The 14743-nt window shown below is 67.3% G+C and carries 1 protein-coding gene; it reads right to left on the reverse strand.

The genetic code is table 11. The features are described from left to right. Nucleotides 1–3: 3 nt before the first annotated feature. Complete coding sequence (locus IP92_RS09160; protein WP_145874248.1) at nucleotides 4–14739, reverse strand: hemagglutinin repeat-containing protein; 14736 nt, start codon at nucleotides 14737–14739, stop codon at nucleotides 4–6. Nucleotides 14740–14743: the final 4 nt, after the last annotated feature.

The raw sequence follows: 14743 nt of genomic DNA on the forward strand, positions 1-14743 counted from the left end.
TCCTTAAAACTTTGCTGGGTCGGTGCAGGCTTTCCCACATGGATACCCAGCGGTGACTTTATTCCCTACCTTAATGACCTCAACTTTTACACCGCCAATTGTTGCTTGGTAAAGACTAGCACCATCTGATGCGCGAGTGGCTAGTGCCTTCGTGCTACCAGCTTGTTGCACGGAATCAATGATCTTTGCAGGACTCCAAGATTCGGGAAAGAGCGTGCTGGTTTTTATTTTAGACAACGTACCGTCGGCGAATTGAGTGACAATCTTAACGCTACTGGTGCCGTCAGGGTATTCCGCCAATACTTCAACAGCGTAGGCGGGATGCGCGTTATCTATCTCGCCAGAGTGCGCTCCGATCAGTGTTGAATTAGGCTTTCCATTTTTTACCTGCTGTTGTCCGTACAAAATTTTTGTCTCGATCTCCGGAGAAATCACAGTGATAGGAACAGGATTCCCCGAACCTGGCATAACCGTGGTTCCCGGTACGGCTCTGGGAAGGCTCACTGCAGTAGACAACGCCCCCAGGGCTAGATCCCTGGCGTAATCAAACGACGTGATCCCAGCGACAAATTGGTCCCAAGCTCTACCGTCAGCCCCTGCCACCGCGTAAAGCCCGGATGAGGCAAAGTCTAACGAATACTGCGGGCTCAAGACGCTAAGAGCTTGTATGCCCTTCGGTGCGTTGCGGAAAGCAGCATACTCGAGAGGCTCCATAATCATAGACGGCTGATTATCTTTCGCGAGCACAACGTAGCTGACGATTTTTCCTTCGCCATCATAGTTGAGGACAACCTTACCTTCCACTAAAGCTGGGTCGGACATTGGCATAGATGACCGTACGCCCGCCATTCGATTGATTGTCGCGCACTCTGCCGACCTGCTTTCTTTGCATCCGGCCCGAAGACGGTTGAACGCTGAGAAGGTCAGTTGCCGGTTGTTAGTGTCTGTCGTCAGCGCAGTACCGGCTCCTGCATACCCCCCTGCGGCTGCGCCCACCGCAAGAGATGTCAGCTCAGCCACTCCCTGCGACATCATTGACGCGGTCTCAGGACTGACACCCTGCTGTACGAGGGATAGCCACGTCCGCGTCTGCAACTCGTCCAGCAAGTCCGCAGAGCTCGCCACGGCTCCTGCTCCAAGCGCACCGCCAAGCCCTCCACTCAGCCCGCCGCTGACAGTATGGAGAGCAACGCGATAAGCCCCACCCTCGTCCCATTTCGCAATTTCCGCCTTGAGCTCCAGCTGTTTGGCAGGATCCGCCTCCGTCTCAAGTGTCTTGTTCAACTCCTTTATCCGGTCGTCCGCATATTTGGCGATTGCCTTTGGAGCTTCCTTACTGAACGTCTGCGTGATCTGAATCTGGTTTTGAACATCGCTCTGCAGTTGCGCTCCATCCCACGCTTGTTTCAAGGCCCCAGCTTGCTCCGCGCTGTTCTCCGTAGTGACAGCGCGATTCAGGCCGGCGAGTGCCGCTTCCACATCGGTGCCTGTCTGGCTCTGCTTGGCCGGATCCTTGATCGTGATCGTGCCTCCGCTGATCGCACTTTGCGTCAGGCTCTGTTGATTTCCTTTCGCGTGCCCGAAGCCCGCCGTGGCACTGGGACTGGTATCTGGTTCGGACTCATCTTCCGATCCTTGAGTGCCCGGCTGGCTCTGTTCCCCAAGCAGACCTGCTACTGTTCCGGACATCGCAAAGCCGCTGGCATTGAAGGTGTCCTTGTTGACCAGATCGCTGAACGTCAGGCTGCCCGTCGTCAGGCTGTTGATGCCTTGATCGACGGCTGTCTGACTACTGCTGATCACGCCCCCCTTCAAATCCGTATTGCCTCCGACAGTCAGCTGGAACCCGCCGTCCCCTGCCCTAATACCGCTTTGCTCGACGACACTCAGGTAATCACCGTCGACCTTTGCCTTGCTGAAGTTGCCCCCAACAGTACTTACGCCATAGCAGAACGGTGGAATGCAAAGGCTGACGTTGACGCCAGCATTGACCTGCTTGCTGTCATACGTGCTCTTGTCCTGCAAGCTCTCGATGTTCAGGTCGCCGCCGACGTCAGCCTTCACCGTATTCGCAGTGATCACACCGCCTTTCAGGGTGGTGTCGGCGCCGCTGCTGACCGTCACGCTGTTACCGTTGACGTGCGTGTTTGTGTACGTCACATCTTCGCCATCGGCCTTGCCGCGGCCCTTGCTGACGCCGATATCCAACGTGAAGCCGTCTTGCTGCCCACCAATTGCGAGGCCGATGCCGACGCTCTTGCCGCTCGAGCTGTTCTTGCTGTGCTGACTAGACATATTCTCCGCTGCAAGCAGGTTCACGTCGTTGTCAGCCGCGAGCGCCACTTCCTGGCCAGCCTTGATCTCGGCACCGATCGCAGTGAGATTGCTGTCCGCACCACCGCCGGTGGCGACAATACTGACATTGCCGTCGGCGGTCACTGTGGAGCCCACTGCCGACTGCTGCCGCTGCTCGGTATTGCTCTCGCTCTTCGTGCTGCCCAGACTCACACTGACCTTGATGCCAGTGATATCCCCCGACATCAGCTCTTGTCCGCTATTCACTGCATCCATCGCGCCCTTGGCAGCATTCATCGCCGCCAACGCCTTCATCCGGCTGTCGCCAGCATCCTTGCCCGCATCAATGGCGCTCTTCACTCCCTTCACAGCCTCCACGACCGGAATGCTGACCGACCCGCCAATCGCCGTCTTGCTGAACGTGTTGTGATCCGTCGACGTCCCGCTATCCATCGCCGCGTTGATCAGCACATCCTTCGCGACGATACCGATGTCACCGGCGGCATTCACCGCGCTGGACGTCTGCGTGTACTTGTTCCCCGCATCCAGCGTCACGTTGCCACCCAGGCTGGCGACCTGGCTGCCCACCTGCGTTACCTGGTCGCGCGTGCCGTCCTGCGTCGTCTTCACGCTACCGATGGCGGGTTGGAAGAACGTGCCGATCGAGCCGGACTTCTTGCTGCTGCTTGCCGACTCCTCGCTGCTCGTGTTTTCCGCGCTGACGATAGCCAGGTCGCGCCCTGCGGCGATCGCGACGTCGCCGTCGGCCACCACGGTGCTGCCCTTGATCAGCGTGTCGCGGCCACTGGTAGTCGTCACCGTGCCGCCGTTCAGCACACTGCCCACTTGCGTGACGGTGTCGCCGCTGCTGTTCTGCTTCTGCTGGCCCTTGCTATAGCCGATGGCGCCATCGGAGCCCAGCGAGAAGCCGCTCTTCTTTTCTTCGCTCGTGTGCTTTTCGCTGCCTGTCGACGTGGCGGTTGTCACGATCAGGTCGCGCTTGGCGCCGAGCATCAGTGCCTCCTGTGCACGCAGCGAACTACCGCCGATCGCGATGTCGTTATCGGCGCTGACCGTCACGTTATTGCCGCTGATGCTGCTGCCGACGGCCAGCGTGCTCGCGCTGTAATCGGTGGCGCTCGAACTGCTCTTCTTGATCGCGCTGCTCGATTCACGATGGATCGCCGTGTCGGACAGGTGACTTTCCGTTGCGCTGGCGATGTTGACGTCATTCGACGCCTTCAGCAACACGGAACCGCCGCCCGCCAGCACACTGGCGGTGACGTTCAGGTCCGCGTTACCCTTCACCCCCGCCTGCACCGTCAAATCCCCCGCCGCCGCCACGCCAGCCCCCACCACCGTCTCGTTGCTGTGCACCTGCTTGTCGTACTGCTTACTGGACGGGTCGTTCATCACCGACGTGTTGACCTCGTTGGTCACCGCCGCGATGTTCACCGCGCCGCCGGCCCCCAGGACGGCAGCGCCCTTGCCGCTCGTCCCCACCGACACCTGCGTCCCCGTCAGGTTCAGGTTACCCAGCGCCGTCAGCGTCAAGTCGCCACCGGTGCTCAATTGGCTCAGCTGGTGCGTGATCGTGCTGTCGTTCTCCGTGTAGCCGCTCACCTGCGACTGGTACGTGCTGCCCAACTTGATCGCGTCGAAGCTCACGTTGCCGTTGGCGCCGATCGTCGCCGAGCCGGCCGTGATCTTGCCGGCCAGGTCGGTGAAGTCGCCCTTCGCGCCGATCGTCAGCGCGCCCGTCGCCGTGATGGTGCCCAGGTTCGACAAGGTCGTATAGCTGCCGCTCGTGTTCGACGATCCGTAGTTCTGCGTCACCGCCAGCGTTTCGTTCTTCACGTCGCGCGTGGCGTGCAGTTCCACGTCGCCGCCGGCGATCGTGCCGCCGCGGTTGACGATGTCCTGCCCCGCCACCAGCACCGTGCGGCCGTTGCCGCCGTCGATCATGCCGCCGCTGTTGACGATGCTCTCGGTCGTCGTGATCGACACGCCGGCGCCCGTCACCAGCGCGCCGGACGGCTGCAAGGCCTTGTCGCCCACGTGGGCCAGGTAGACCTTCGGCACCAGCACCGTTTCGGTGGTGCCGTCCGGCAGCTGCACCGTTTCGCTTTCCATCCACACGATGTCGCTGGTCAGCCGGCTCACCTGGTCCGCGGACAGCGCCACGCCCGGGCGCAGGTTGAATTCCTGCGCCGCGCTGACGGCGTTCGTCAGCAACTGCTTGTACACGCTGTCGTCGCTCGCGCCGCTCTGCATCGTGCGGCCCGTCAGTTCCGACAGCTGTTCGCGTACCAGTCGCTGTTCGTAGAAGCCGTCGCCCAGGCGCTTCTGCGTCGTGGCCGGATCGAGCGCCAGCTGGTTCAGCAGGTAGTCGCTGCTGGTCCACTGGCCCTGGTTGGCAAACTGCGGGCGCGCCTCGAACACGTAGTTGCCGTTCGCGTTCGGATTGCGGATGAACAGGCCGCTGGCGGACACCTGGCGCACATTGCCTATCGCCGCGCCCTGCACGCCCAATGCCGCCTGCCGCACGGACGGGCCGGCGTTCGTGCCCACGTCGCCCAGCAGCGTGCCGTTCGCACCGGCGGCCACTTGCGCCCCCATCCGGCCCGCGTTGACGGCGCCGCTGGCACTAACCGCGCCGCCGGCTGCCGCGCCGTTCGCCACGCCGCTGGCTGCGGCGTCGCCGGCGACGCCGGCTCCGTTGCCATAGCCGCTGCCGCCCGCCGTGCCGCCGGCCTGCATGCCGTTGCCGATGCCGCTGGCGCCGGCCTGTCCCGCTGCCGACAACTGGGCGCCGGCGGCCATGGCCTGGATCATGCCGGCCAGGCCGCCATGATTGGCAGAACCACTGCCCGAGATGCTGCCGCCGGCCGCGCCACCCGTGCTGCCGCTTGCCGACGCGTGCGCGCCTGCCGAGGATGCCCCGGACGCGCCGCTGCCGATCACCGTCACGGATTCACGGATATTGCCCACGCTGCCCGCCGTTACATTGATGTTGGCGAAGCTGCGGCCCGTGATGCTGACGCCCTGGCCGCCTTCGATCACGCCGGCCGCCGAACCGATCTCCACGGAGATGCTGGGGTGCGTATATGCCGTGACGTCGCCGGCCCCCGTTTTCCATGTTCCGTCGAAGGTGTGCGTGGCGTACAGGGTCGCACCCGTGTTGCTGATCGCGGCACCGCCGTCGATCGTCAACGCGCCGCGTGCCTTGATGTCGCCGTAGCGGTTGTCGATCACGTTGTTCACCGTCAGGTGCATGCCGTCGCCGGAGAGTATCTGCGCGACGGCCCCCGAGCCAGGCGCGATGCGGTCTTCGACGACCGTGTGGTGCGCTACGCGCGAGACTTCCAGCTTCCCTGCGGCCGGCGCAAGTGCCTTGACGAAATCGCGAATGATCGTGCTCGTCGGATCGGTGTAGTCTGGCTGGGTCACGAGGCGTATGCAATTCGCACTGCAGCTGCCGTACTGGTTCGAAAACGTCAGCGTCGAATTCCAGCTCGTCACCTGGTCCGTATAGGCATACGCATTACTGGACGGACCGCCCTGGTCGGGATTCGCCATCTCGCCCCTATCCCGGTAGTAGATCACCCTCGTGCCGTCCTGCGTCGTCAGGCGTTGACGCGTGCCGTAGGAGCTATACAAGCTGCTACCGCCAACAAGGAAGGCGGAGTCGTTCGCATGCGTACGGATCACCGCCCGGTAGATCAGATAGCCGTCCGGCGTCACATACTGCTTCTCCTCGAGGATATCGTTGGGATTGACGAAATACACTTCGTGCGGCTGGTAGTTGGAAGAATTGGCATCGAAGTAGCTGTGGTTATCGCCTTGGTGATACCAGCTCGGCAGCGCCATTTGCCGGGTTTCGTCAACCGTCTGCACCTTCACGATCTGCACGTTCTCGCGCACGTTGTTCAGGGTGCCCGCCGCCAGCGACAGGTTGCCGCCCGCTTCGATCGTCGACGAGTTGTTGTTCACGAGCCCCGAGGCGGCGCCATTGCCGCCGCTGATCGCCATGTCGCCGCTGCTGTACAGCGTCGCGCCGCCCGTGTTGTTCAACGTGCCGGCCACGTTCAGCGTCATCGCGCCGGTTGCGCCCACGAGGGCTTGTGCGCCCGTGTTGTCCAGGTTCCCCGTCGTCACCGTCACGTTGCCGCCGACGATGCCGCTGGTGTTCGTCACGTTCGCGGCGCTGATGTCGAGCTGCGTGGCGCCGTTGATTTCGCCCGCGTTGGCGAGGTTGCCGGCGGCCTTCAGCGTCACGCCCTGCGCTTCGATGGTCGCCCCGGCCTGGTTCGTAAACTGCTGGCCGGACAGCGTCAGGTTACGTGCCGCCTCGAACGTGGACGTGTTCGTGATATTGCCCGTCACGGTCAGGCTCAGGTCGCGGTTCGAATGGAATTGCTGGGTGCCGTTGGCCTGCACGTAGTCGCCGTCCATCGTCAGCGCCAGGTCGCGCCCGCCGAACAGTTCGCCCATGCCGGCCACCGTGTGCGTGCTCACGGTCAGGTCGCGGTCCGTCGCGACGCGGCCGCCCTGGTTGCTCAGCTGCTGGCTCGTCAGCGCCAGGTCGGCGCCGGAGCCGGCCGCGGTACCCAGCTTGCCGCCGTCGTTGTTGACCTGCTGCGCCGTGATCAGCGCATTGCCCGCGGCGACGATCTGGCCGCTGTTCGTAAACGTCGCGCCGGCCTGGTTGAACGTCAGCGTGCCGTTGCTGTTCACCTTGCCCTGGTTCGTCAGCTGCTGCGTGATCGCCAGGTCCATGTTGCGGCCCGATGCGATCGTGCCGGCGGCGCCGTTCTGCAACGTGCGGCCGGACAGCAGCAGGTCGCCCATCGCGGCGATCGTTCCGTTGTTGACGATGGCGTCCTTGCTGACGACCTTCGTGGCGCCTGTTCCCGCGTTCGAGATGCGCCCGCTGCCGTTGTCGATCGTCGCGCCATCGACCGTCAACGTGGCGAGCGCGCCCAGCGTCTCGATCGTGCCCGCGTCGTTGGTCACCGCACCGGCGGCCGTCAACGCCAGGTCGCGGCCCGCCTGCAGCGTGCCCTGGCGGTTGTCGGCTGCGCCGTTCAGCGTGAAGGTCGCATTGCCGTCCGCCAGGATCGCGCCGCCGCGGTTGCTCATGCCGGGGGCCGTCACGACGATGTCGCTGCCCGAGCCCTTCACGGTCGAGATGCGGCCGCCGTCGTTGTTGAACGACGCTGCCGTGAACGTCGCCTTGCCGCCCGCCGCGACCTGCCCGCCGTTCGTGAACGACGCCCCCGCCTCGTCGAACGTCAGCGTGCCGCCGCTGCTGATCGCGCCCGTATTGGCCAGCTGCTGGTTCACGTCCAGCAGCAGGTCCCGCGCGGAGGCCAGTTGGCCCGGCCCCTGGTTCTGCAACGTCTGCGCGTGCACGGTCACGTCGCCATTGCCGGCGATCGTGCCGCTGTTGACGATGGCGCCGCGGCTATCGATGGTCGTGGTGCCGGTGCCGGCGTTGACGATGCGGCCGCTGCTCGTGATGCCTTGCGCCGTCACATCCAGCGTGCCGGCGCCCGACTCGATCGTGCCGCTGCCGTTCGTCAGCGTGCCGCCCGCGTCCACCACGACGTCGCGGCCGCCGTGCAGCGTGCCGCCGCCATTGCCGATAGCGCCGCCGATGTCGGCCGTCAGCCGGCCGTCCGCGGCGATCGTGCCACCCTGGTTCGACAGGCTGCCGGCATCCAGGGCGATCGCAGCCGCGGAATTGGTCACCGTGTACAGCTGGCCGCCGTTGTTGTTGATGCTGGCGGCCGTGATGTCGATCGCACCGCCAGTACCGATCCGGCCGGCGTTGTTGAACGCGGCGCCGGCTTGCTGGAAGCGCAGCGTGGCGCCGCTGCTGATCGTGCCCTGGTTGTCCAGCTGCTGGCGCACCGCCAGCTCGAGCGGGCCGCCGGCGCTGAGCGTGCCGCCGGCCTTGTTCTGCAACGTGGCGGCGGTGATATCCACGGCACCGTTGCCGGCCAGCGTGCCGCTGTTGACGATACTGGTGGCGCCGGTGACCGTCGTGGTGCCGGTGCCCGCGTTGACGATGCGGCCGGACGACGTGATCGATTGCGCCTGCACCGCCAGCATGCTGCCGGCGCCGATCGCCTCCAGCGCGCCGCCCGTATTGGTCAGCGCGCCGTCGGCGCTCACCGCCAGCCGACCGGGGGTCTGCACCTGCCCCTGGCTGTTGTCGAACGCGCCGTGCGCCGTCAGCGTCGCGTCGCCGCTTGCCGCGATGGCGCCGGCGCGGTTGCTGAGCGTCGACCCGCTGTCCAGCGTCACGTCTCCCGTGCCGAGCGCCGCGATCTGGCCGCCGTCATTGGCGATCGATGCACCGCGCAGCAGGATGTCGTCGCCGGCGGCGATGCGGCCGCTGTTGGCGATGCGCGTGCCCGCCTGGTCCAGCGTCAGCGTGCCGGCCGCGCTGACGGTGCCGGCGTTCGTGAACGCGTCGGTCACGCGCAGGTCCATCGCCGCGCCAGCGGCCACCGTGCCGCCCGCATCGTTGCGCAGCGTCGCGGCCTGCACGTCGAGCATGCCGTTGCCGGCCAGCGTGCCGCTGTTGACGATGCTCGTCGCCGCCTGCACGCGGGTGCTGCCGGTACCGGCGTTGACGAGGCGGCCGGCCGTGTTGTCGATCGATTGCGCGGCCACCGTCAGCGGGCCCGCTGCCGTCTCGATCGCACCGTTCTGGTTACCGAGGGCACCGGCAGCGCTCAGCGCCAGCGCATCGGCGCTGCGGATCGTGCCCTGACGGCTGTCCAGCGCGCCGGATGCGGCAATCGTCGCCGCGCCGTCCGCGACGATGGTCCCGCCCACGTTGGCGATGTCGCCCGAACGCAAGGTCACATCGCCGCCGCTGCCCTGCACCGTGACGAGCTGGCCGCCGCTGTTGTCGAACGTGCCCGTGTCGAGTGTGGCATCCGCACCAGAGACGATCTGGCCGCTGTTGCGCACCGCAGCCGCCGCCGCATCGACTGTCAGCGTGCCATGGCTGCTGATGCCGCCCGCGTTCGCGAGCGAGTGACTGGCGGCCAGCGCCAGCACACCGCCCGCGGCGATCGTGCCGCCGGCCTGGTTGTCGATATCGGCGGCGGCCATGTCGACCTGGCCATTGCCGGCAATGAGGCCGCGGCTCGTCAACGTGCCGTCGACGTTCACGGCGGTGGCACCGCTGCCCACGTTGACGATGCGGCCGGCGCCGTTGTCGAGCGCTCCCGCATGCACGGCGAGCGTGCCGGCGTTGGCCAGCGCCTCGACCACGCCCGCGTCATTGCGCATCGTGCCTGCCGCGTCCAGCGCCAGCGAGCCGGCTGCCTGCAACGTGCCCTGCGTGTTGTCGAACTGGCCGGCGCTCGTCACGTGCGCATCCAGGGCGGACAGGATCGTGCCGGCGCGGTTGCTGATCGACGCGGCGTCGATCGCGATGCCGGCATTCGAACCCTGGGCGGTCGCGAACCGGCCGCCGTCGTTATCGAAAGCGGCGCTGTGCATCGTCAGCGCGCCGCCCGCGACGACAAGGCCGTTGTTGCGCACCTGCGCTTCCTGCGCGGCAAGCGCCAGCGTGCCGCCGGCGTTCACGGTGCCGGCATTGTCCATGCTGGCACCGATCGTCGCCGTCATCGCGCCGGCAGACGCGATGGTCGCTCCGGCCTTGTTGACGAGCGCTTGCGCGGCTACGTCCAGCGTGCCGTTGCCGGCAACGGTGCCGCCATTGACGAACGACGAGCTGCTCGTCACCGACGCGGCCCCCTGCCCCACGTTGACGATGCGCCCGGCCGCGTCGTTCGACAGCGCACCGGCCTGCACCGCGAGCGTTGCCTGGCTGCCGGTCGCCTCGATGTTGCCGCCGTCATTCGTCAGCGTGCCGCCTGCCGTGGCGCGCAACGCGTTGACGCCCTGGATCAGGCCATGCGTGTTGTCGAGCGCGCCCGTCATGGCGACCGTCATGCCATTTTCGGCGACGATCGTGCCGCCCCGGTTCGACAGGCTGTCGCCCCGCAGTGCGATGCTTGTGCCGGAATCGCGCGCGGCGGCGATCGTGCCGCCGTCGTTGTCGATCGCGCCGGCGCGCACGTCCGCGCCGCCGCCCGCCACGATCGTGCCGCGGTTCGTCAGCGCGGCGGCCGCTTCATCCATCACCAGCGCGGCGCGGCTGCTGATCGTCCCCAGGTTGTCCAGGCTGCCGTGCACCTGCAGTGCCAGGCCGGTGCCCGCGGCGATCGTGCCCGCCGCCTGGTTCACGGCCGTTTGCGCTTCCAGTGCCAGCGCGCCGTTGCCGGCGATGCGGCCGCTGTTGACGACGCTATCGTGCGCGCGCACCGCGGTATCGCCCGTGCCCGCGTTGACGATCTGCCCCGCCTCGTTCAACACCGAGCCGGCGGTGACCGCCAGCGTGCTCGCTGGCGCCAGCGTCTCGACCGTGCCGGCGCCGTTGTCCACGGTGCCGCCGGCCGTCAGCGCCAGCGCTTCGCGCGCCTGCAGCAGGCCGGTGCGGTTGTCCACGCCATCCTTGACGAGGAAGGCGGCATTGCGGTCGGCCATGATGGCGCCGCCCTGATTGCTGATGTTCTGTGCGCTCAGCAGCACGTCCGCGTGCGAGTCGCGCGCCGTCGCGATCGTGCCGGCGCCGTTGTCGATCGTCTTCGCGGTCACTTCCAGCGTGCCGGCCGCCACGATCGCCCCGCGGTTCGTGATGGCGGCGCCCGGCTCGTTCATGTGCAGCGTGCTCGCACTGCTGATCGCGCCCGTGTTGGTCAACGTGTCGTGTACGGCCAGGCCCAGCGCGCCCTGCGACGCGACGGTGCCGCTGTTCGCCAGCGTGGCCGCCGCCACGTCCAGCGTGCCGTTGCCGGCGATGACCCCGCTGTTCGTGATCGTGCCGGTTGCACGCACCGAGCTCGCGCCGTTGCCCGTGTTGGCGATGCGGCCGGCCGTGTTGTCGATCGACGCGGCATCGACCCGCAGCGTGCTCGCCGCGCCGATGGCTTCGACGACACCGGAGGTATTGTTCAACGCGCCATCGGCGCGCAAGCCCAGCGCGCCGCCGGCCTGCACGATGCCGGCGGCGTTGTCCACGTTGCCATGGACGGTCAACGTCGCGTCGCCGCTGGCCATTACCTGGCCGGCGCGGTTGCGCATGTCGTTGGCCGTCATTTGCAGGCCGCCAGCCAGCACGTTGATGCGGCCGCCGTCGTTGTCCACCGTGTCGATGTTGATGGCGGCGTCGCCACGCGTGGCGATCGTGCCGCGATTGCGCAGCGCGGCGCCGGCTTCATCGAAAGCAAGCGTGCCGGCACTGGCGATGGAGCCATCGTTGGTGAGCCGGGTACGCACGCCCAGGTCGAGGTGCTCGAGCGCGTTGATGTTGCCGTTGCCGGCGTTCTCCAGCGCGTCCGCGTGCACGGCCAGCGCGCCGTTGCCGGCGATCGTGCCGCTGTTCAGGATACTGTCGCGCGCGGCCACGATCGATTGGCCCATGCCGGCCGCCGTGATCGTGCCGGCCTCGTTGACGATCGTGCGGCCAGCCAGCGCCAGCTCGGTGCCGGCGGCGATCGCGCCATGCTCGTTGCCGATGCGCCCGCCCGCGTTCAGTTTCAGGTCGGCACCCGTGCGGATCGCGCCGTCCGCATTGTCCACGGTGTCGCGCACGGTGATCCGGCCTGCGGCATCGGCCTGGATCAGGCCACCGCTGTTGTCCAGCGTATCGGTTGCCAATGCGATGTTGCCTGCGCCGCCGGCGGCCGTGGCGATCGTTCCGCCGGCGTTGTCCATCGTCCTGGCAGCGATCGCCGCGTCGCGCTGCGCCAGCATGGTGCCACGGTTCGTCACGGCGGCCGTTGCGGCATCCACCACCAGCGTGCTGCCGGCGGCGATGCGACCGCCGTTGTCCAGCGCGCCGCCGATCGTCATCGTCATGCCCTCACCGGACACGATGCGACCGGCCGTTGCATTGTCCACCGCGCGGGCGTTGACGGCCACGCTGCCGTTGCCGCCGACGAGGCCCGCGTTGCCGATCGTGTCGGCCTGCACGTGCATGGCGCCCGTGCCGGCATTGGCGATGCGCCCGCTGCCGTTTTCGATGGCCGCTGCCGTGACGTCCAGCGTGCCCGTACCGTCCAGCGTCTCGACGGCGCCGGCATCGTTGCGCAGCGTGCCGACCGTGCGCAGCGACAGGCTGCCGCCGGCCTGGATCACGCCCGTGTCGTTCGCGACGTTGCCCGCCGCGGCAATCGCCGCGTTCGTGCCGGCGGCAATGCGCCCGCTCGCGTTGTGGATCGCGCCGCCGTCGAGCGCCAACGCGCCGCCGGCCGAGATCGCGCCGTGGCCGTTATCCAGGTCGCCCGTGTGCAGCGTCGCGTTGCCGCCGATCGTCCACTTGCCTTCCACGGCGCTGGTGGCGCCGCTGTCCAGGCGCAGGTCGCCCGTCACGTTCACCGTGCTGCCGGTGCCGGCGATCGCACCGGCGCGCAGCGTCAGTCCGGCACCCACGTCGAGCGTGCCCTGCTGCTGGGCCAGTGTGCCGCCCACGGTGACGCTGGCGGTGCCGGTCCCCGTCTGCCGCACGATGCCGCCGGCGTTGTCGAAGCCTTGCGCCACGTCCGCGTGCAGCATTCCCGCCTGCACCAGGCCGGCCGCGTTGGTCACCGCGTCGACGGTAGCGGCCAGCGTGCCGCCCACCAGCAACTTGCCGCCATCGTTGGCCAGGCGTGCGCCGCGCACCTGGGCGTCACCCAGCACGTCCAGCTTGCCCTGGCGGTTATCGAGCGTGCCGTCGATCGCCAGCGCGCGCAGCGTCGCGCTGCCGCTGGTGTTGGCGAAGCTGCCGGTATGGAGGCTGACGCCGCCGGTGGACGTGATCGTGCCGGCGGCGTTGTCGATGCGCTGCGCGGCGAGCGTGCCGTCCGCCAGCACTGGCGCCGGCGTGGTCGCCTGGTCGGTCGGCGCCGTGGTTGCCGTGCCGTCCGTGACAGGCGTCGCATTGGTGCCCGTGCCGGTAGTGCCGGTCGATGCGGTGGTGCCGTCAGTGGGGCCATTCGTTGCGGTGGAGCCGGTGGACGTGGCAGGCACGGGAGCGGGTGCCGCCAGGCCCAGCGTGCCGCCGGCATTCAGTACTTCCGCCGCGTCGACCGCCAGGATCGAGGCGCCCGTCTGCGCGATCGTGCCCTGTGCGTTCAGCACGGCGCCGCCGGCCGTCAGCGCGATGCGTTGCGCCTCGATCGTGCCGCCGCGGTTATCCGCATCGCCCTGCAGACCCAGCACGGCGGCCCCGCCGCTCGTGAGCTTGCCCGTGTTGACAAGGCTTGCCGCAGTCACGGCCAGATCGCCGCCGGCCTGCGCCTTGCCGTGGTTGTCGAACGCGCCGGCCGTCGCTTGCAATGCGCCGCTGGCCGCCAGGCTGCCGGCGTTTTCCAGCCGGCCGCTCGCCGTGACGACCAGGTCGCCGGCCCCGGCGCCGATCTCGCCCGCATTGCGCACGCCGACACCGGCCTCGGTGCCGACGAGCCAGATGCGGTTGGCGTACATGCCGCCCAGCCGCGCGACGTCGATCGCATAGCTGGGAACGTCCGCCGCGCCCTGGTGCGCTTGCGCCACTTGCGCGGTCTCCTGCTCGTCGACGTCGTTGACGCCGGTGATCACGTTCAGCCGCTGTGCCCACAGGCTGGCGTTGACCTGCACCGAGCGGGCGATCAGCGCCGTGTAGTCGGTGCTGCTGGCATCGAGGCCGGCACCGTCGACGACTATCTGGCCGCGCTGCACGGCATAGCCCTTCAGCGCGCCGTCCACCATGATCGGGCTGCCGGTCGTCAGCGTGGCGCGGCTGACGTTGATGAAGCCCCCGCCGTCGACGGCGATGCCGGCCGGGTTCGCGATGATCGTCTCAGCGCGCTGGCCGGCCACTTCGATATAGCCTTGCAGCCGGCTGGGATTGCTGGAGTTGACTTCGTTCAGGATCACGCGCGCCGTGCCGTCCGTCATCCACGGGTTCGCTTGCACCCAGCCGCCCAGCTGCGTCTGCACATTCGTGCGCGAGTTGTTCAGGATCGCACCAGTCTTCGGCACGTCGAACTGCGAGTACACGTTGCGCGACACGCCGGCAGCGCTGGGCGTCTGCACGTTCACCTGCAGCACGCCGTTCGCCGCGTTCAGCACCGTGGCACGCTGCTGGCCCGGTGCCTTCGGGTCGGCGATGATCTGCGCCGCCGCCAGCGGCACCAGGGCCAGCGAGCCGAAAGCGGCCCCCAACAGCAGCACCAGCCGATGCAGTGCCGGGTGCGACCACGACGATGGCGCAACGCCATCCAATGCGCCGCTCTGGCCCGGGCCCTTGCCCTGGCTGCGCGCGGTTTCCTGGACCGCCATGCAGATGCCGCGGGCTTTGTTGAAGACGAGACGGTAGCGAAGTTTGTTCATGGCG

Origin of the sequence: Pseudoduganella flava (assembly GCF_007830495.1) — a bacterium.
In the GTDB taxonomy this organism is placed as follows: Bacteria; Pseudomonadota; Gammaproteobacteria; order Burkholderiales; family Burkholderiaceae_D; genus Rugamonas; species Rugamonas flava.